Genomic DNA, 16796 nt, shown 5'->3' on the forward strand with positions numbered 1-16796 from the left:
GTTGATTAGAAAGGCTTAGTTGTTTCCAGCAACTAGGCTTTTCGCTTATTTATTATACCAAAAAATTAGGTTGTTTTTATAAAAAAATTATTAAAAATCCTTATAAAAACAACCTCGAAAGAGGTTGTTAGGATGAAAATTAAATTAAGGCGTGTAATCAATGTATGCCGCTGCAATGGCGCGACGTTTCGCCCAGGTGATGAACTTCTCTACACGAATGGCAAATTTGTTTTCTTGCCATAAGTTGTGAGTAACAGATCCATCAACAAGCGTTGCTTGATCGCTGTACGCCACATCAACACCACCGTCCTGAGCAACAAGCAATTCGCTCATTTTTACAAGAATGATCTTGTCGCCAATGGATTGTGACGTGATAACTGGAATACCCAGAAGCGAACGCGCTGCACCTGCAAAGCTCATGCCGTTGAAATATGTATTTCCAAGAGCATCACGAAGCAAAGCGTATTGCATTGCACGCGTTTCACTCATTAAGAAATACGCATTGTCAGTGGTAAGGTTTGCGGCAACAAATGTCGTGATAAGTTTTAACAAATCGGCTTCAATTGCTGCTGCCGTAGTGCCAGAAGGTTCAATTGCTGTTACACCATTCAGAATACCCGATGGAGTCACATCGGTTTGCGCTTGAGTACCAAGAAACGTGGTATCAATCAGCACTTTGGTTGCTTCAATCAAATCATTAAGCACAAGTTGATCAATTGCTGGATCGGCACGACGCAACAATTCTTGCGTATAAACTGTAATCGCAGCCAATTTATGCTCTTTGATTTCGATACTGTTGAATGTCGGGTTAGTTAAAGGCTTTTTAGCACCTTCACCCACCCAAGAAGCAGTACCACCGCTTAATTGCCCGTTAATTTTTACATTAAACGGAACAGCACGATAACCTTTCAACTTATCAAAGATGGTTGCATTACGAAGCAATTCTAAGAAATCGCCTTTATATGTGTCTTGCTGCACAAGTGGCGCAGCGAAACCAGCATCAGTAGTGGTACCCAAGGTGGCTTTTTCAACATATTGAACCACTGCTTCGTCATAACCTAATGCTTTTGCCGCATCAACGACAGTCATTAATCGACCTTGTTTTTGCTCATGACATGCAAGCATTTTTGCACGAGCAAATTGTGCGAAAGGCATCCCTTTAGGAAGATTGGATTTAACTTCAACCTTTGGATCAGCTTTTGGCTCAGGATCGCCTTTTGCAGATTTTTTTGCTTCCTCAGGATCATTACCTGCAACAGGCGTTGCGGTTTTTGCCGCTTTTTCAATCTCTGCAATTTGAGCTTCGGTACGTGCAATATTTTTCTTAATTGCCTCAATATCTTTTTCAAGAACCTGAATTTCTGCTTCAGTTGCTTCATCAGGTGTTGTGCCTGCTGCTGCTGATTTAGACAGTGCAGTTTGCATTGCTGCGTTTTTATCTGCCAATGCTTTGAGCAGCTTTGCTAAGTATTCTTTCATAGTTTTACTCCACCCTGTGTTGGGCTATTTAGATTTACGATTACGTGTTTTTGTTCAGATGAATCGCCATCTGGAACGTTCTGAGGTTGTTTGCCCAACGCGGCTTTGTGTTCCTCAAATGCTTTTTTAAAATCTGTTTCGCTTTCGCGATTGCATGGAATGGTGACTAAGGAAAGTTCATAAAACTCCCAATCATTAAATTTTATGCCACCACCTTTGATCATTTCCACATCATCCCAATTCGGGAGAAACCCAACGGACAGGCCTTTGACGAGGTTGTGTTTCAAGGACTGATAGGCCTCATCAATTCGGGCTTTCAATGCACCTTCTTCTTCGATCTTTGGAAGATGAATCTCAACTTCAATCCCTTTACTGGTGACCTTCACATCAGTGACATGCCCAATAGGTGATTTATGGTCATGGTGAAAAAGTAACGGCATTGGTAAAGTAAACTTGGCACCTGTTGGCACCATGATGTCTTTTGCCCGATCCTGATTAGGAGTGCTAGCTACCCCTTTAAATGTTCGTTTTTCATCGTCTACGGACTTGATCTCGAACGAGCCAAATGATTTATGCAGAGCAGTCATAGCCCCTCCAAAATGCAAAAACCGCCAATTAAGGCGGTTATCTGTGAAATGTGTTTTAAACGAAAAAGACGTTGTATTCTTTTGTGCTTGATTCTGGGTTCATTGACATAAGCGCCACAGCATTAAACGTGGCTATTAATGGGTCAATCTTCCCTATTCCAGATTCTTGCTTAGTGATTCTCATGCCATTACCAATCATGACGACACGCGCATTACCTGCTGCCCATGTCATGAGTTGCTGCCCTGCATGGAATAAATTACCTTCAGCCAATTTGCGTTCAGTCGTTAAAATATAGGACATGAGTTTGTGACCTTGCGGTACGCCAAACATGGCATCCTCTGGTATCCCTGCTTCCAGTAATCCATCAAGCAAACCGCCTAACCCGAGTGGATCAAGCCCAATCTTATTGAGCTTGCCACTGTCATAAACTTTCTTGGCAATCGCTGCGAGTTGGTCAATATCGTCTCCCACATGATCAACTACAGTGAGTGATTGCTCAGTCTGGAAATCTTGGTACTTTGGAATGTTTTCCTTTCGTCGCTCTAATGCTGTTTTGTTGGCCCACGCATGATTCCATAACCACCAAATTCGAGGATCCCTTTTCAATCGGCCTAGTGCAGCAAATCCCAACAAGTCATCCAATCCACCGCCATCGATTCCGAGAGTGATAACGTCTGACTGTTCAATGATTTGATCCAAACCAAAGACATGTTTTTGTTGATTCCAATACTCTGCACCTGCCCATCGGTTAGCACGAAGATTCATGCCGATTTCGATGTTTAAGTGTTTGGCCAAGAAATCTCTAAGCGATTCTTCACCAGCATCCTGAACCTTTTTGAACTCCGAAATCAGATATTCAAGATCGACTGACGCACCTAAATTTGGGTTTGTAATGTAGAAGTTTTCAGGCTTTAAGTGTTCACCCGCCTCAACCAGATGTTTGGGGAATTCATAAATTAAAGGTAGAAAGCCTTTATCAACCTTGATTCCGTCACGAACATCACGGGCATAATCTAAAAGTTGCTTAAATACACCGCATGGCACTTCATCTGACATAGTAGACAGATAAATCACACAACCTTCAGGACGTGATGCCAAACCACCTTTTGCCTCACGGAACATTGACTCAGCATTGGCACGTTTGCCGAAGAGCCAGACTTCATCGATCAGGATAATTGAGGCTTTTTTTCCTGCCGCGGCATTAGACTCAGCAGCGATAACTTTAAGTGTTGCGCCTGTACCCAAGTGAGTAACTGTCTTTGTGTGCTCAGACACATTAAAACGTTCACTTAACTCTTCATCGGCTCTGACAAAGTCCCGGATTGGATTAAATGAATTGTCAGCTACCTCTTTTGTGGGCGCAAGAATAATTAGTTCAGCCGACTGTCTGTCATTGAGAATCAATGCGGTTAGCATAATTCCAGCAGCAATTGTAGATTTGGTATTTTTTTTAGAAATTAGTAAAAAAAATTCTCTAATCAATCTTCTTTTTGTTTGGGGGTTATATGCTCCAAAAATAGCTCGAACAAATTCAATCACCCATGGTAATGTAACTTCACCCATTTTTGGTGAATCCATTACATCTACAAGTATTAATTCATTAAATATTCGCTCTGCAACGTCAGCTACTTTTGGAAACAAAGGTGCGCAAGGCATTAAAGATTGTTTGCTAACAATTAGCTTCTCCCAATCTGGGCAGGCCGTCGTCCAGATCGGTGATATTGAAGACATAGTTTAGCTCATTAATTGATTATCCAAAGTTGCAAACTTTCCAGATTTACTACCATTACGTGCAGTTTCTGCCTTAGTTTCTTTCTTGCCTTTTTCAGCCACTTTACCGTGAATGTATGGGAGTGCTGCTTGGGCAGCGCGTACACGTAGGGCCATGTCTTCAACTGGATCAGAATAAACAGACTCTAAAAACTCTAAAGGGTCGGCTAAATTCTTGGAAGCCTGAATAGTTGTGCTAGTTGTTAAAGGTTTAACCTCATGTTTAACAACTTGCTCGGGAGTGGCTTCATCAAGTCGTTCTAGATATGCAATAACATCAGGGTCTTTAGCTAAACGTGCACCAGCCGCAGATGCAGTCTTTTCAGGACATCCAGCTAAAATAGCTGCTTCTTTATTGTCTTTGCCTTTTTGTTTCGCAAGGGCAAATGCCTTCTTTTTTTCTGTTAAAGCCATATACCCTCCTTTAACATATTTTTGAAAACTGATTTTTTCTTATAAGTGAGGTGGGCGGTGGTGTCCGTGAGCTTTGAGCTTGAAAATTTTAACCCCCCCTGCCTGCTGATATTTTACGCACCATTTTGATGCAAATTTTAATAATTAAATTCACCATCTCCGGCGCTGTTCATCTTGGGTTATGGATTGCTGTGCTCGCTTAGCCTCTTGTTTTACATCTCTAGCCAAAAGGCAAAAGCTCTTAACATCATCCAGTGTTACCGACTTACCAGATTGAATGCTTGCTATAGCGTAATCATGGACCATATCTTCTATTGTTTTATTACCCACTGCCCACTCTCCCTCAATGTCTTCTCTTTATGACAAGGCACACATAACGATTGAAGATTGCTTTCCTCATCATTACCACCCTGAGCCACATTCACAATATGATCAAGCTCAAGCTCCATAGTTACAACACCACAACACTGGCATGTGTACTTATCTCTTAAATGAATGCTTGCTTTAAGTCTTCGCCATGGGCGACCACCACGTCCTTGACCCCAGTTAGATTGTTTAGGCGTCTTGGTAGTTTGGAGTCTCGGCTTTAATGTCCGTAGTTTCATGATCACCTACTATTCTCAACCGATCACCATCTACGATGAACTTAACGTTAAGCTCAACATAACCATTCGGGTGTGATTCAATCTTGAGTTCCTGTTGTGATACAAGTAATTCACCAGTAATTGCATCATGTAATGCTAGCGATCCTTTAGAACCTTGCGTTCGTTTTAATACCAGTCTTCTAGACATACTCACCTCAATCAATCGTTCTCGATCTTGGCAGTTCGTCTTCCTGTTCGCTTAGTTGCAACAGGAGTTCGTTGCTCTGTTCCAGTGCTGCCAGAATTATCTGATCCTTGTTCGCTATCTGCTGAATCAGTGTTGTGTTCTGCTCCACTATCTTCTGCATCAGCGCCAGTAATTCGCTTGATAGCTGCTGCTGTTCGTTCTTTTGCTCGTTCATATTGCTGTTTAATCCATTCACGCCTTTCTTCACATGATTTACATGTCATACCCTACTCTCCATCACCCACATCAAATCTTCAGGCGTTTCCAACCAACACCCCTGCTTATTACAAAACGCATGAATGTCATTTAGATACTCAGTAAATTGCTGAACACTTGCATCAGTCGTGCTTATCAGTTCATTTAGTCCTGCTGCCACTTGGTTATATAACGGATGCTTCTGATCTTTTAATGCTTTCACTGCATTGAATGTATTTCGATACTGACCCACATCATCACGAAAGTAGATCGTTGCTAAGAATTTACGCTTAAAGAATAAATGCTCATTATCTTTATCTGTACCTTGATGCTTCGCCCATTGACTGAGCCATTTCCAGTAGAGTTTGTTTTGAGCTTTTGATCTATCTTTGGTGTCTTCTTGAATATGCACAACAAGTGGCTTACCTTCGCCTGCCGCTCTGCCATGATTTAAATTAAGATAATTGGCGACTCTAGCAACATCATAGTGATTCTGGATTTTGTAGACGACTGGTTCCATCAAAATACCTCATTGTTGTACCCAATGTTTAACATCCGATTCGTCTTTCCCAACCACCCATCAAACAAAGCCTCTGACTCTTCTCTATTGCCTAATTTGAACTGGTCAAATGCTTCATGACAACTGGCGCATAAGCTAACAGTTTTGGAATCACAAGCCTTAATCCCCCTACCCTTGCCGTGCTTTGAGCTATTTGAATGTGCCGCCTGACTTGGCCTACCACCACATCGAACACATGGGAATTTCCGAATAGTTGCCAATCGCTTATTGTCGCGCATCAAGCACTACCCGTAAGTTCTTAATCCTTTCCCTGAACTGCACAATCTTCCGGTCCACTAAGATCATTTCTTCACGTGAGAGTAATTGGCGAGATAAGCTTTGATACTTGTTCAATTCAGCAGAATACATTTCGATATTTTTTCTTATTTCTTTTGTGTCCATACAAACACCCGTCTTTAGCTTAGATGAAGTGAACCTTGCTCGTATCACTTAGATTTGCCGAGAGCGCTAAGACGCTATTCACTTCTCTAAATTAAATGGCACGCCATGCAGGACTCGAACCTACATCAATCACACTAGAATTATGATGTCTTATCCAATTAGACGAATGGCGTAAAAAGCCCACCAGTGGCAGGGTAAATGTATGCCTATAGCGCTCCATTTGCATTTCTATAAGCAACAAAAAAGCCCATCGAATGGTGAGCTTTTCAAAATATTTAGTAAATTACTTAAACTTCGTCTACTATAACACAGATTAATGAAAATCCACTTAAGTGTCAAGCACTAACCGCTTATCATGTCCCGCAAGATAATACCGACCTGCATACACCATATTTCTAATGCTTGATTCAGAATAAACAAATATATTACCCATTTGTTTTTCAGTTAAACCTTCAATCATTTTCTTAAGATATAGCTGTACACAGACTTGTGCTGATTTACATATACTTTCATCACTGACAACTGAATTGATTAGTTTATCTATCTGATCGTACTCATATTCATTGATCTGCAAATAAACAAACTTGCCATTACTGCTTCTGCCTGACTTATCATTTTCCCTAACAAGCCAGTATATTGTGTTTACTTCTAGCGAATCTGGCTCATGACCTCCTTTCATTCGACTAACTGACAAGAATGCAGCATATTGCTTCAACCACTCATCAATAGTGAATCTAGACCAGTCCATTTTCTTTATTGCTGCTACTGCATTCATGCCTTTCCCCTTATGCTGCTTCAAGCATCAAATACTTCTTAATTTCGTTAATCGCCTCATCTGCACCGAAGCAGACTTTGCACAGATAACCCTGCGCCTCTAATCGCTGAATCATGATTTGCTGGCTTGGCTGCAACTTCCCTTTTTGTGCTTTCAATTCAATCCATAACCCATGAGCTTGACCATTAGGAACAATGAGCTGTAAATCTGGTACACCTGCCTTTACTCCCATCTTTTTAAGCTTCGTCGCTTCAATGATATTTCTTGACCCACCATTGGGAATGTGAAATAAATAATCACTCAACCGTCCGTCTTTGAACTTCACTCGATGCGCCCATGACATGACTGTGATTTGCTCTTGATCTTCGGTCGGCACACGATTGAACTTCTTAGAACGCGCAATCTTTTTTGATTGAATGCGTTGAGCTTCTTTGAATGTTGTATTCATGATTCACCTACTCTTTCAATGACTGTTTTGATTGCTTTAAGCGTCATATCCTGATCAACTGGATTGATCAAAAGACTTTCGATTGCTTCACATTTGCGTTTATATTTTTCAGCTCTTGCCGCATGATGCTTATATTTCTTATCAAGACCCTCATTAAATTGAAGCAATTCAGCGTGCTCTTTTTGAAGCTGCTCAAGTGTCATCTGCATGTATTCGCTCATACTTCACCGCCTTTGAGTGCTTGCGCTAAAGACTTAAATGTTCGAATCATGGCCATTTGTAGAAACTCATGATTACCACGCATATCCTCCTCCACATACCGTGAAGCATGTTGAGTCTCTTTTAATGCTGCATCCACCCGCGCCTGCAACTCATCAACTTTCGCATTAGCTAAAACGAAAGATCGTTCCATTGCTGCAATAGTGAAATTCCTTCCTTCTATTTGTTTTAGTTTTTCCTGAATAATATTTTTCACTCCCTTCTTGTAAGCAGCATGATCAAGTCTCAATTTCTCATTATTTTGATTAAGTTCATCAATCCGCTTTTGCTGTTCTTGCCACCCAACAACAAAAAACGAGTAGCACATTCTTGTTGGTTGAGATGAATATTCACCTGTTTCATCTTTACTGAGATCAACACATGAATTACTGAATACTCTCTCAAACGCTTCACGACTATTCATTTCTTAATTCCTTTTAATGCTGTTCCATTTATTCTTTGACTTAGCAACACTATTTGTCACAATCTCAAAACCACAATCACCACAAGACACGGCGGATTGCTCGTTGTTACCATCTTCGTGACAGTAGTCACTTCCACATTCAGGGCATGGTAAAAGTGATTGCATGTATTCAGCATCAGTAAACTTTTGTTTTTTCTTACTCATCTTTAAGCCCCTGTTCGATGCGTTGGATGGCTTTTTTCCAATCAACAATATGTTTATCTCGCTGAAATGGAGATTGCTTAACCACTCTTTTCGCATAGGACAACCCACCAACCCCATCAACCAACTCAAAATCAGCAATGGCTTGTTTGATTTCTAAAAGATGAACTGAGTAATGCCCCGTCATATTTGGAAAGCTCATAACAGAGCAATGATATTGATCTCTACTTATCCAAAAATTAGCCCACTCTGGCGCACCATCTAAAATCGCTTTCGCTTTCTCAATCCCAAACTCTGCTACAAATTTATGTGCTTTCATGCTTAACGCCCTCAATTGCCCGCATCCCCTTTTTCATCATTTCAAATTGGGTTTTAGAGCATGGTGTTTTTCGATTTTTGATTAACCCTATCTTTGTGCTCGAACAATTCATGTAATTCGCCAAATCCAAAGTTCGACCTAATTTCGCATCTAGCCAGTCACTTAGTTCTTTTGCTTGTTCTTCGGTTAATCTCGGCATCTGAGTTTGAGTTTTTGCCCTGCCACGCAACTTGACTTCCCGATTATTAAACTTTTGCTTCGGTGCAATACCAGTGAATCCCTGAATCACTGTAATTTTGTTGCCCTGTGCCAACCATTCTTCTACCGTTGTTGTCATGGCTTATCTCCAAACAATCGCTTAGTTTTCTCGCTTGCAAAATATAATTTGTCGTGACCAACCCTTTTAAAGTAAAGCCACCCTGACTCGCTCAAAGACTTACAAAGTCTCTGCGCAGTGCGCTTACTAACACCAAGCTTAAGTTCAACTTCCTCGATGTTTAGGGCTTTATCTGTTTCAGCAAACTGACTCAAAACAAAAATAATATTGTCAAATATTTCTACGTAATTACTCATGCCGCACCTCCTTGCATTTCTAGGCTTTCGTAATACTCAGGACTTAAATCAAGGAATGTTGATCTTGCTAAGTCGGTTGCTAATCTCACCGTTCCAATCGACCCATTACGCGCTTTACCAATGATAATTTCTGCTGTGCCCGCCTCTTTAGACTCTTTTGTGTAGACTTCATCGCGGTAAATAAACATGATGATGTCTGCATCCTGCTCCAGATCACCTGATTCTTTTAAATCAGAATTCATTGGCCGCTTGTTTGGTCTGTTTTCAAGATTTCGATTAAGCTGAGCCAATGCAAAAACAGGGCATTCAAAATCACCTGCAATGCGCTTTAATTCTGTTGAGATTTCACCGATATCTTTGTCGGAGCGACCAAAATTGTTTTTAGAGAGTGGGGTTACTCTTTGGATGTAATCCACAAAGATTGCACCAACCTTTCCATATTTGGTCTGCACTTTCTTTGCTGACCGACGAATACTCGCCACAGTGGCACGGTTGTTGTCATCAATCATTAGCGGTGCTTTTTCAAGAACATTGGCTGCTGTGTTGATGTTTTTAAAATCATCGCTATTTGGGTTAATTTGACCTGTGAGGACTTTTCTAAGCTCAACCCCTCCAATCCCGCTAATCAAGCGCTGTGCAATCTGATGGCCTCGCATTTCAATTGAACAAAACAACACTGGCAATGATTGATTAATCATCATGTCTGCCGCCAAGTTCTGTGCGAATGTTGTTTTACCCATGCTTGGGCGCGCACCAATGATGACTAAATCGCCTTTCCCAATTTCACCTAGTTTGTTATCCAGCGCTGTAAATCCAGTGCGAATTCCACCGTCAAAAGGCACACCCGCATGCAAGGCTTGGTGACGATGAATAAACTCACTGATAGCGACTTTTGAAAATTCATGTGCATGTTTGAGTTTTTCATCGCCCGCACCCAAATCAAGATTTTGGATTAAGCTTTGAGCCTTGCTTACTGCTGTTTCTGCGGTATGAGTGACCATATCCACAGCAATTGAATTAATCAGCTTACTGGTGTCGTGCAAGCGTCTGCGAGCTGATAAATCTTTGAGCTTTGCAAGATGCGTTTCAAACATCAAGGCTGTTGCGGTACGACTGTTCAAATCGATGAGGTATTGTTCAGGAATCTCTTTTTCCTGATGATTGTTTTTGATCAAATCCCAAATTGTGATGAAATCAAAGCTTTCGCCTTTTCGGTGTTGATCAAGAATGTGATTAAAAATAATTTGATGGCGACCTGCGTAAAAATCAGAAATTTCAACTTGCTCAACAAGCGTGTCCGCATAAGACTCTGAACTCATGATCGACATCAGGATGATTTGCTCAGATGGGATTGAGTGTAATTCGCTCATGCGTTCACCCCTTTGAATTTTTTAGCCACGCCTTTGAATTGAGGTTGTGTTTCTTGTTCAGCATGGGTTGTTTGCTCGGTTTGTGGTTGTTCAAGCGCAGCTAATTCGCTGGCGGTTTCCTGCCAATTCCATGAAGCCTTGAATGTTTCCCATCCTCGAACCACGATGATTTGAAATGCAAGCTCTGGTGTGATTTTGGCTTCCTTGGCTTGTTTGACAACCATGTCGACCATACGATCTGTAATCGTTTTATGTTTTTTTGTCTTCAAAGAGATGTATTCGGATGCTGTTTTTTCAGATACACCTTTTTCGACAAGATATTTTTTTGGTGAGAATTTTTCTGTTTTTTGGCTTTGGGTTTCGCTTGGCGCGTCAGCACAAATAATATCTGAAGTATTCTCTGTGTATTCTCTGTATGTATTCTCTGTATTAGATGGGCTGATTTGTGCATTCAGTATGGCGGAATTGTGCATACAGTCTGGCGCATCTGTGCATTCAGTATGTACGTTTGGTGCATTCAGTATGGCGGAATTGTGCATACTATTAATATCAATACTTTCGGAGTATTCAACCAATGCTTTGTAGAGATTTTCACGCTCAACTTTGAAGTAAACGCGACGCGGCACTCCTTCTTTCTTTTCAGAAAGAAACCCCAAGCTTTTTAGGGTTTTACGAGCTGTCTCTTGCTCTCTGCGTGTCATACCAGTTTCGAGTGTCCACTCATGGTGGGTTTTGTAGATCCAGCCATCACTGTTTTTAGTGCGTGATGTCCAGTAGACCAATTGTGAAAGCATGAGTGCGCCATTGATTCCACAACCTATGAATACATAGTGTTTATTGAATGCAATTGGTTGCTCGTTCATAGCTTCAATCAACTTAATAATTGGAAGGTTTCTAGTCACGCAGCACCTCTCTTATTGAAGTGCCGCTCAAGTACAGCAAAAAAATCAACTTTTACTGACTGTGCATAATTGTCTGGTACTGGTTGCAAATTGAGAGCTTTGCGTCTCTGCTTTACCAATTGGGCTAACGTCATTTTCATAGTCATCACCCGTCGATCCGAATATTGAATACGACCGAAAGCCCCCCCCAGAGAGGTCCGTCATATGCCTTCAGCTCTTTACGAATCTGGCTTTCAATATCTTTTTTAGTGAAACGTTGGTAGCGCATAGGGCTTTTCAGGATTTTCTTGCCATTCTGGAATGCCTCTACCGTCACTGTGCGATTGGCAAAATTTACTTCAGTAATTTGAGCTTGAACTGTCATGATATTTCCCCCATCGCCATTTCCGCCTCAGTCAAATGGCGTTTGGCGTTGAGTTCTGCGACTTTTGCGTGACGGATTTGAAAATTCAAACGACCATAAAACAATGAGTCGATACCTTTAAGGTGAAACAGTCTTTTTGATCTTCCAACAATTTCAAACAGATTGTCGTAGTCATCTTCCTCAACCATTACAACCACATCGCCGACTAAAAATTCCCGATTGTCTTCGTTTTGCTGTTCTGTTAAATTAACCATGTTCTTTGGTTCCTAAATTGATGAACGCCTAAAGCCTGATGTAAGAGATCAGGCTTTTTCTATTTGTGCAGCCGATAAATATTTCTGCATATGTTTATGTGCAGCACTGTCAACAGCTTTAATTAATTCGATTAAGTTGTTCGAGATTTGATGAATTTCCTCATACTCCTGTGGTGTGACAACTCCATCTTCATAGGCATCAAAAACGACTTTGTTAGCTTTTCCACACTTAATGTTGTGCAACATCATTGCTTCAAAAATTGATAATTCATGATGCTTGCTGCTATCACAGTCCACTGGAACTAGCGCAAAACCCATTTGATGCGCCCAAACTTTTATGAGTGCTGGATTGCGCGTATACATCATCATTGCTTCGAGCTTGCGAATATTCGGCAAATGATTCGGCATATTCTGATTTGCGTAGTTGCAAACCATGTTGTGTGAATCACCGATTGCCATAGCAATATCTTTCGGCCCGCAGTTTTCCGAGTTGTTAATCATCTGGAAAAGCGCTGTTTGTGCCTCTTTACTTAATTTCAGTTCATTCATTGTGAAATCCTTGTTTTCTTTCACATTTATTTTTTCGGGCTAAAGCTTGATACTTGGTGTATGTTTTTAAGCTAGTAAATGTTTTGGATTTGCCTTATCAAGCAACCATTCTTTTGTGAGCTTGCCGTTGCTGTGTTCTGCGAAGATTTCTGCATATTGTGTTTCGCCTGTGTAATCAGTACGAGGCAAAACACCTTTCTCAGCCATTTTTCGAACTGCAACATACGAGATGCCTAATAGTGCTGCTGCCGAGGTCCGCCCACCAACAGCCTCTATTGCTTGTTGAATAGGATTCATATCTTAAACCTTATTTAAACCCAATTAATATTTTTATTAAACCATGAGTTAAATTTATTTTCAACCTATGGTTGCTTACATTTTTATCTTTTTTATACGAGAATTTAACCAAAGGTTTCACAAATAATGAAAGTTATGAGCACAATGGTTGACCGCATTCAGGAAGCACTGAAAGCAAAAAAGCTATCATGGTCCAAAGCCGCAACAATGATCGGTCTAACGCCTCAAGCTCCATCTAAATGGAAGAAGGGGCAGATCGGAAAGGAGACTTTAGATAAGCTAGCTGAGTTGCTAGAAGTGGATGCTGGGTGGCTTCTAAATGGTAAAAAAAATCAGAATCTAACCAATTTCAACATGCAAGAATTTATGGAAAAACACAATCTTTCTAATAAAGATGAATCGTCGTTTGATGCAAATGACATTCAGCGCCCAATTGTTGCTGAATACTCTGAGGATGATGGGTTTATCTGGATTGATGTTGTTGAGGCGAGTTTTTCTTGCGGCACTGGCGAGGCGATTGAGTTTCATTTTGATGTTATAAATGGCAAACAGCCATTCCCGCCCAACTTCTTCAAAAAGAAGCATGTGCATCCTGATAGCATGCGAATTATCAAAGCTAAGGGCGACAGTATGACCGACTTTATCAAAGATGAGGATCTTGTGGGTATTGATATATCGCAAACTGAAATAATTGATGGTGAGATCTATGCTGTTTACTTTGAAGGCGAAGGGATGATCAAGCAGATATTCAAAGAAGAAGGTGGAAAATTAATTCTTCATAGCCTTAACTCTAAGTATAGGGATCGTGAAGTTACTGAGCAAAATGGACTAAATTTTAAAGTTATGGGTCATCAGTTTTGGCGAGCCGGTTAATAAAATTTTTTTTAAAAATGAGAGTGCAATGATAGGAACACTTAACAAAACAAAAACTGCCTTGTCTATTAACAAACAAGAATTTAAACAGGCACTTGGGAAAATTGGCGAAGGAATTGATAAGCAAATTGCAGGACTTAAAAAAGCCAAGCAAAGCTATGATGCTTCTGAGATGGCACGGGAAGTGATTGCTGAGGCTAATATCTTTGAGGTGATCATTGAAGGTGTTAATGAAGCAGAAAACACAAATTTAAAACTGGCTGACATCACAAACATTGACGCTGCGCAAGGCTGGATTGATGAGTTTTTGGAAAAGTATTCTGAACAATAAACTGTGAACTCGACAAAATCAAGTCAGGTTAAATTATAAGGATTAATGCATGGAATTAGAAAATTTCATAAATGAAAATCTGCTATATGGAAGAGCATTAGTTGACTTGGAGATCAGCAATAAGGGATCAAATCCATTATGGACGGGCTTTGTAGCTACAAACCAAGGGGAGTTTCCTGCATATATTAAAAAATGCCGCAACGCTGAGGGTTTGTGTATAGAGATTATTAGCGCATTAATTGGGCTAATGCTTGATATCCCTATTCCCAAACCGATGCTTGTCTTGGTTGAGCCGAACCACCCGCAAATCGCTGTAGATAAACCAACATTATTATTTGGCTCTCAAATGTACGATATGCCATCCTTTGAGAGATTTTTAATGGATCACGAATTAAGTGAAGAGTGTTTGCTTGATTTCTCGGGGTTACACTCTATTGTGGCATTTGATGAACTAATCGCCAATCCTGACAGAAATAATTCAAATATTTTGTATGATGGTGACTCTTTTAGATTTATCGATCATGAAAAAGCTTTCTTTTCATCACAAGATCCAAGACTACCAATCAATGAGATAACTAAAGTTGGTAACATTTCTGAAATTATTCAACATTACAAAGGTGAGAATGAAATCTATACATTTAAGTTAATGTCAAAAATTAAAAAATGTATTGCTGATGAAATGTGGGGGACAAATTGCGACTCACTTGCAAAAAAAGCACAAAATCATTATCTGCTTAATGAATATAATACAATCATTGAAAGAGTAAGAAATTTCTTAAATGCCAGAAATGGTGTGTTGGCAATTTTAATTGAAAATGCTATAAAGCCACCACAATCACATCAACAATTAGATTTAATCGGAGGTTAAGATGTTTGGTAAAATTTCATTTCCTTCCGAACCTAGTTTTTTTGCCGAGTGGAGAACTGTGTATTTTGAGCCAATACCAAAAAGTGGGGAGCTTATTGCAATTCTAATAACAACCAAAGATTTAAGTGGCACAATTGAGGTTTTTGATGCACTTCATCCTACAGTTATTGATAGCTTATATGGAACCAAAGCATCATCATTTAATGGATATATAAAACTAATAAAAGCAAATATTTTGAAAAATAATGGGGAGTCCACTCTTGATGGTGTAACTATAGGTGCTTGGCATACCTCTCAGTCAGATAATATTAAAGGCATAGTTCGGCAAGCTTTGTACAAAACTGCAAGCCTTGGCTCTGTTGCCCTAAAGGGATTATTTGAGCAAGAAGATAGTTTATTTGAGAATGAGCAAGTCGACAACCGTTGGTCTAAACGTGTTAAAAATGCAGTGTTAGAAATTGATTCATCCTATGAAAATGCATTTGATATAAAAATCCCTATCAGAAAAGACGTAAAAATTTCTTGTGGATTCCATACTGCTCGTTATTCTGCGAAATTTAATGTTTGCACATCACAAACTATTACCAGAATGAAGTCAAACTTAATGGATTTGCAAATATTTGATTCGCACAATGTATCTAGCAACTATGATTTGATTATACAAATGCCAACAGATGACAATCTACAAGTACCATTAAAAACTTTGGCTAGAATGAAAGAAAATATTGAACTCCTAAGGGAAGAAGTGGCATCAAAAACTCACATCAATATCTATACATGTGATTCTGAAAAAGAAGGCGCAGCAAGAATTTTTGAAATGCTCAAAGCAAGTTAGATATTTTTCTTATTACACAACCCACCCCATCGGTGGGTTTTCTTTTGTCTATTAAAACAAAATTAAACCTAGGTATAAAAATATTTTCACCAAAGGTTTAATTCGGACTTGATTTTAATTTATACCTTTGGTTTAATGATTTCATCAAGACAACAAAAAGCCCCGCCGACTCTCACATCAAACAGGGCTTTTCACGATGGAGTTCATTATGGAACAAAACACATTGAAGCACAATACGGCGTACATAGTTCCGTCGCGCTTAAAGCGTTGGGCATTGGGTTCTGCCCTAATCTTTGGCTTAACAGGCGCATACGCCCTGGTTTCTGAAAAACCTACCCAAGTCGCAACCTACCCTATTACCAAACCATCTGAATATGGCGTTTCTGCAATTAAAGTTGATAACGACAAAAACTCAGGTGAAGCCGTTATTAAGCTCGATGGTTTCTATATTTATACCAGCTTTGATTTCACTGCACGTGAAGAAAACTATGGCGTTATCGGTTCAGAGCATGAAGTGATTGAAATCAATAATCTCGCAATCGATCGCATCACATCAATCAATGGCCACGAATATAACGACTTTACTGATCGCAATGACCATCGAAATATCAACACTCTCATTGCGACTTATATTGAGAAGAATCATTTAGCTGGGGGTGTGTGATGGAAAACAAAAAATACGAACTTCTCGATAACGACACTGTTACCACATGGGATGGCCGCACACTTAAACGTATCCGCGCTTTGGTTGCAATTGGTTCATTGGTTGCAGCTGGTGAGCTTGGTGGATATATCGAATCCGAAAATAACCTTTCTCAGGTTTATGGCAACGCTTGGGTTTCTGGCAACGCTCAGGTTTATGGCAACGCTCGGGTTTGTGGCGACGCTCGGGTTTATGGCAACGCTCGGGTTTATGG

Annotated in this window: 29 protein-coding genes and 1 tRNA gene; 6 read left to right on the plus strand and 24 right to left on the minus strand. The window is 40.1% G+C overall.

Going from position 1 to position 16796, the window contains the following annotated elements; genetic code table 11:
• Positions 1–144: 144 nt before the first annotated feature.
• The 24 genes from A7A69_RS10430 to A7A69_RS10545 all read right to left on the minus strand — a co-directional run bounded on the left by A7A69_RS10430 (position 145) and on the right by A7A69_RS10545 (position 12972).
• On the minus strand, positions 145–1479 hold the full coding sequence (locus tag A7A69_RS10430) for a phage major capsid protein (protein ID WP_152877433.1): 1335 nt from the start codon (positions 1477–1479) through the stop codon (positions 145–147).
• Positions 1476–2066 carry an HK97 family phage prohead protease gene (locus A7A69_RS10435; protein WP_152877435.1) on the minus strand — a complete coding sequence of 197 codons (591 nt, stop codon included), beginning with the start codon at positions 2064–2066 and terminating at the stop codon, positions 1476–1478. Before A7A69_RS10435 ends, A7A69_RS10430 begins: the two co-directional genes overlap by 4 nt.
• Positions 2067–2121: 55 nt before the next feature.
• Complete coding sequence (locus tag A7A69_RS10440; protein WP_152877437.1) at positions 2122–3798, minus strand: terminase large subunit; 1677 nt, start codon at positions 3796–3798, stop codon at positions 2122–2124.
• A 3-nt stretch (positions 3799–3801) separates the two neighbouring features.
• Complete coding sequence (locus A7A69_RS10445) at positions 3802–4251, minus strand: terminase small subunit (RefSeq protein ID WP_152877439.1); 450 nt, start codon at positions 4249–4251, stop codon at positions 3802–3804.
• Positions 4252–4562: 311 nt separating this feature from the next.
• Complete coding sequence (locus A7A69_RS10450; protein ID WP_005145884.1) at positions 4563–4856, minus strand: HNH endonuclease; 294 nt, start codon at positions 4854–4856, stop codon at positions 4563–4565.
• Positions 4807–5043: a hypothetical protein gene (locus A7A69_RS10455; RefSeq protein WP_005145882.1), complete on the minus strand. Its 237-nt coding sequence runs from the start codon at positions 5041–5043 to the stop codon at positions 4807–4809. The genes A7A69_RS10450 and A7A69_RS10455 overlap by 50 nt, the downstream gene beginning before the upstream one ends.
• 11 nt (positions 5044–5054) lie before the next feature.
• Positions 5055–5306, minus strand: coding sequence for a hypothetical protein (locus tag A7A69_RS10460; RefSeq protein ID WP_005003583.1), 252 nt, complete (start codon positions 5304–5306; stop codon positions 5055–5057).
• On the minus strand, positions 5303–5797 hold the full coding sequence (locus A7A69_RS10465) for a hypothetical protein (protein WP_152877440.1): 495 nt from the start codon (positions 5795–5797) through the stop codon (positions 5303–5305). Before A7A69_RS10465 ends, A7A69_RS10460 begins: the two co-directional genes overlap by 4 nt.
• A complete protein-coding gene (locus A7A69_RS16835) occupies positions 5797–6075 on the minus strand; it encodes a hypothetical protein (RefSeq protein ID WP_035254295.1) in 279 nt (92 codons plus the stop codon). Before A7A69_RS16835 ends, A7A69_RS10465 begins: the two co-directional genes overlap by 1 nt.
• Positions 6076–6334: 259 nt before the next feature.
• Positions 6335–6411 (minus strand) — tRNA-Arg (locus A7A69_RS10475).
• Between the two features lie 155 nt (positions 6412–6566).
• A complete protein-coding gene (locus A7A69_RS10480) occupies positions 6567–7013 on the minus strand; it encodes a hypothetical protein (RefSeq protein ID WP_004997270.1) in 447 nt (148 codons plus the stop codon).
• 10 nt (positions 7014–7023) lie between these two features.
• The gene (locus A7A69_RS10485; RefSeq protein ID WP_152877442.1) at positions 7024–7461 is read right to left on the minus strand and encodes a VRR-NUC domain-containing protein; all 438 of its coding nucleotides are present in this window, start codon (positions 7459–7461) and stop codon (positions 7024–7026) included.
• Positions 7458–7670 (minus strand): hypothetical protein, encoded by a 213-nt coding sequence (locus tag A7A69_RS10490; RefSeq protein WP_338325130.1) that lies wholly within the window; start codon positions 7668–7670, stop codon positions 7458–7460. Before A7A69_RS10490 ends, A7A69_RS10485 begins: the two co-directional genes overlap by 4 nt.
• A gap of 8 nt (positions 7671–7678) precedes the next feature.
• Positions 7679–7873 carry a hypothetical protein gene (locus A7A69_RS17015; protein ID WP_151788599.1) on the minus strand — a complete coding sequence of 65 codons (195 nt, stop codon included), beginning with the start codon at positions 7871–7873 and terminating at the stop codon, positions 7679–7681.
• Positions 7874–8146: 273 nt separating this feature from the next.
• Positions 8147–8347: a hypothetical protein gene (locus A7A69_RS10500; protein WP_151817378.1), complete on the minus strand. Its 201-nt coding sequence runs from the start codon at positions 8345–8347 to the stop codon at positions 8147–8149.
• A complete protein-coding gene (locus tag A7A69_RS10505; protein WP_152877444.1) occupies positions 8340–8663 on the minus strand; it encodes a hypothetical protein in 324 nt (107 codons plus the stop codon). The genes A7A69_RS10500 and A7A69_RS10505 overlap by 8 nt, the downstream gene beginning before the upstream one ends.
• Positions 8650–9000, minus strand: a complete 351-nt coding sequence (locus A7A69_RS10510) for a hypothetical protein (protein WP_151833605.1) — start codon at positions 8998–9000, stop codon at positions 8650–8652. The genes A7A69_RS10505 and A7A69_RS10510 overlap by 14 nt, the downstream gene beginning before the upstream one ends.
• Positions 8997–9236: a helix-turn-helix domain-containing protein gene (locus A7A69_RS10515; protein WP_005003568.1), complete on the minus strand. Its 240-nt coding sequence runs from the start codon at positions 9234–9236 to the stop codon at positions 8997–8999. The genes A7A69_RS10510 and A7A69_RS10515 overlap by 4 nt, the downstream gene beginning before the upstream one ends.
• Entirely contained in the window at positions 9233–10606 is a 1374-nt protein-coding gene (locus tag A7A69_RS10520; protein ID WP_152877446.1) for a replicative DNA helicase, read from the minus strand. The genes A7A69_RS10515 and A7A69_RS10520 overlap by 4 nt, the downstream gene beginning before the upstream one ends.
• Positions 10603–11508, minus strand: coding sequence for a DNA-binding protein (locus tag A7A69_RS10525; protein ID WP_151832210.1), 906 nt, complete (start codon positions 11506–11508; stop codon positions 10603–10605). The genes A7A69_RS10520 and A7A69_RS10525 overlap by 4 nt, the downstream gene beginning before the upstream one ends.
• Before the next feature lie 145 nt (positions 11509–11653).
• Complete coding sequence (locus A7A69_RS10530) at positions 11654–11872, minus strand: hypothetical protein (protein WP_152877450.1); 219 nt, start codon at positions 11870–11872, stop codon at positions 11654–11656.
• Positions 11869–12126 carry a hypothetical protein gene (locus A7A69_RS10535; RefSeq protein ID WP_152877452.1) on the minus strand — a complete coding sequence of 86 codons (258 nt, stop codon included), beginning with the start codon at positions 12124–12126 and terminating at the stop codon, positions 11869–11871. Before A7A69_RS10535 ends, A7A69_RS10530 begins: the two co-directional genes overlap by 4 nt.
• A gap of 48 nt (positions 12127–12174) precedes the next feature.
• Entirely contained in the window at positions 12175–12675 is a 501-nt protein-coding gene (locus A7A69_RS10540; RefSeq protein WP_049173655.1) for a phage regulatory CII family protein, read from the minus strand.
• A 66-nt stretch (positions 12676–12741) separates the two neighbouring features.
• The gene (locus tag A7A69_RS10545; RefSeq protein ID WP_151675579.1) at positions 12742–12972 is read right to left on the minus strand and encodes a helix-turn-helix domain-containing protein; all 231 of its coding nucleotides are present in this window, start codon (positions 12970–12972) and stop codon (positions 12742–12744) included.
• Positions 12973–13098: 126 nt separating this feature from the next.
• On the opposite strand from A7A69_RS10545, the gene A7A69_RS10550 reads away from it, so the two are divergent.
• The 6 genes from A7A69_RS10550 to A7A69_RS10575 all read left to right on the plus strand — a co-directional run.
• Positions 13099–13845, plus strand: coding sequence for an XRE family transcriptional regulator (locus A7A69_RS10550; RefSeq protein ID WP_151675580.1), 747 nt, complete (start codon positions 13099–13101; stop codon positions 13843–13845).
• Between the two features lie 28 nt (positions 13846–13873).
• The gene (locus A7A69_RS10555; protein ID WP_151675581.1) at positions 13874–14176 is read left to right on the plus strand and encodes a hypothetical protein; all 303 of its coding nucleotides are present in this window, start codon (positions 13874–13876) and stop codon (positions 14174–14176) included.
• A 49-nt stretch (positions 14177–14225) separates the two neighbouring features.
• The gene (locus tag A7A69_RS10560) at positions 14226–15044 is read left to right on the plus strand and encodes a HipA family kinase (protein ID WP_004990027.1); all 819 of its coding nucleotides are present in this window, start codon (positions 14226–14228) and stop codon (positions 15042–15044) included.
• Position 15045: 1 nt separating this feature from the next.
• Positions 15046–15879, plus strand: a complete 834-nt coding sequence (locus A7A69_RS10565; RefSeq protein WP_004990028.1) for a hypothetical protein — start codon at positions 15046–15048, stop codon at positions 15877–15879.
• 208 nt (positions 15880–16087) lie between these two features.
• Entirely contained in the window at positions 16088–16543 is a 456-nt protein-coding gene (locus A7A69_RS10570; RefSeq protein WP_151675582.1) for a hypothetical protein, read from the plus strand.
• The coding region (locus tag A7A69_RS10575) for a hypothetical protein (protein ID WP_206669008.1) at positions 16543–16796 on the plus strand (254 nt) is incomplete at its 3' end. The genes A7A69_RS10570 and A7A69_RS10575, both read left to right, overlap by 1 nt.

The sequence above is a fragment of the Acinetobacter guerrae genome, from assembly GCF_009372255.1.
Lineage (GTDB): Bacteria > Pseudomonadota > Gammaproteobacteria > Pseudomonadales > Moraxellaceae > Acinetobacter > Acinetobacter guerrae.

What these genes read in the sequence shown, in the direction of transcription:
- A7A69_RS10430 (WP_152877433.1), bottom strand. Translation starts at nt 1,479, where the DNA reads ATGAAAGAATACTTAGCAAAGCTGCTCAAAGCATTGGCAGATAAAAAC.
- A7A69_RS10435 (WP_152877435.1), bottom strand. Translation starts at nt 2,066, where the DNA reads ATGACTGCTCTGCATAAATCATTTGGCTCGTTCGAGATCAAGTCCGTA.
- A7A69_RS10440 (WP_152877437.1), bottom strand. Translation starts at nt 3,798, where the DNA reads ATGTCTTCAATATCACCGATCTGGACGACGGCCTGCCCAGATTGGGAG.
- A7A69_RS10445 (WP_152877439.1), bottom strand. Translation starts at nt 4,251, where the DNA reads ATGGCTTTAACAGAAAAAAAGAAGGCATTTGCCCTTGCGAAACAAAAA.
- A7A69_RS10450 (WP_005145884.1), bottom strand. Translation starts at nt 4,856, where the DNA reads ATGAAACTACGGACATTAAAGCCGAGACTCCAAACTACCAAGACGCCT.
- A7A69_RS10455 (WP_005145882.1), bottom strand. Translation starts at nt 5,043, where the DNA reads ATGTCTAGAAGACTGGTATTAAAACGAACGCAAGGTTCTAAAGGATCG.
- A7A69_RS10460 (WP_005003583.1), bottom strand. Translation starts at nt 5,306, where the DNA reads ATGACATGTAAATCATGTGAAGAAAGGCGTGAATGGATTAAACAGCAA.
- A7A69_RS10465 (WP_152877440.1), bottom strand. Translation starts at nt 5,797, where the DNA reads ATGGAACCAGTCGTCTACAAAATCCAGAATCACTATGATGTTGCTAGA.
- A7A69_RS16835 (WP_035254295.1), bottom strand. Translation starts at nt 6,075, where the DNA reads ATGCGCGACAATAAGCGATTGGCAACTATTCGGAAATTCCCATGTGTT.
- A7A69_RS10480 (WP_004997270.1), bottom strand. Translation starts at nt 7,013, where the DNA reads ATGAATGCAGTAGCAGCAATAAAGAAAATGGACTGGTCTAGATTCACT.
- A7A69_RS10485 (WP_152877442.1), bottom strand. Translation starts at nt 7,461, where the DNA reads ATGAATACAACATTCAAAGAAGCTCAACGCATTCAATCAAAAAAGATT.
- A7A69_RS10490 (WP_338325130.1), bottom strand. Translation starts at nt 7,670, where the DNA reads ATGCAGATGACACTTGAGCAGCTTCAAAAAGAGCACGCTGAATTGCTT.
- A7A69_RS17015 (WP_151788599.1), bottom strand. Translation starts at nt 7,873, where the DNA reads ATGGAACGATCTTTCGTTTTAGCTAATGCGAAAGTTGATGAGTTGCAG.
- A7A69_RS10500 (WP_151817378.1), bottom strand. Translation starts at nt 8,347, where the DNA reads ATGAGTAAGAAAAAACAAAAGTTTACTGATGCTGAATACATGCAATCA.
- A7A69_RS10505 (WP_152877444.1), bottom strand. Translation starts at nt 8,663, where the DNA reads ATGAAAGCACATAAATTTGTAGCAGAGTTTGGGATTGAGAAAGCGAAA.
- A7A69_RS10510 (WP_151833605.1), bottom strand. Translation starts at nt 9,000, where the DNA reads ATGACAACAACGGTAGAAGAATGGTTGGCACAGGGCAACAAAATTACA.
- A7A69_RS10515 (WP_005003568.1), bottom strand. Translation starts at nt 9,236, where the DNA reads ATGAGTAATTACGTAGAAATATTTGACAATATTATTTTTGTTTTGAGT.
- A7A69_RS10520 (WP_152877446.1), bottom strand. Translation starts at nt 10,606, where the DNA reads ATGAGCGAATTACACTCAATCCCATCTGAGCAAATCATCCTGATGTCG.
- A7A69_RS10530 (WP_152877450.1), bottom strand. Translation starts at nt 11,872, where the DNA reads ATGACAGTTCAAGCTCAAATTACTGAAGTAAATTTTGCCAATCGCACA.
- A7A69_RS10535 (WP_152877452.1), bottom strand. Translation starts at nt 12,126, where the DNA reads ATGGTTAATTTAACAGAACAGCAAAACGAAGACAATCGGGAATTTTTA.
- A7A69_RS10540 (WP_049173655.1), bottom strand. Translation starts at nt 12,675, where the DNA reads ATGAATGAACTGAAATTAAGTAAAGAGGCACAAACAGCGCTTTTCCAG.
- A7A69_RS10545 (WP_151675579.1), bottom strand. Translation starts at nt 12,972, where the DNA reads ATGAATCCTATTCAACAAGCAATAGAGGCTGTTGGTGGGCGGACCTCG.
- A7A69_RS10550 (WP_151675580.1), top strand. Translation starts at nt 13,099, where the DNA reads ATGAAAGTTATGAGCACAATGGTTGACCGCATTCAGGAAGCACTGAAA.
- A7A69_RS10555 (WP_151675581.1), top strand. Translation starts at nt 13,874, where the DNA reads ATGATAGGAACACTTAACAAAACAAAAACTGCCTTGTCTATTAACAAA.
- A7A69_RS10560 (WP_004990027.1), top strand. Translation starts at nt 14,226, where the DNA reads ATGGAATTAGAAAATTTCATAAATGAAAATCTGCTATATGGAAGAGCA.
- A7A69_RS10565 (WP_004990028.1), top strand. Translation starts at nt 15,046, where the DNA reads ATGTTTGGTAAAATTTCATTTCCTTCCGAACCTAGTTTTTTTGCCGAG.
- A7A69_RS10570 (WP_151675582.1), top strand. Translation starts at nt 16,088, where the DNA reads ATGGAACAAAACACATTGAAGCACAATACGGCGTACATAGTTCCGTCG.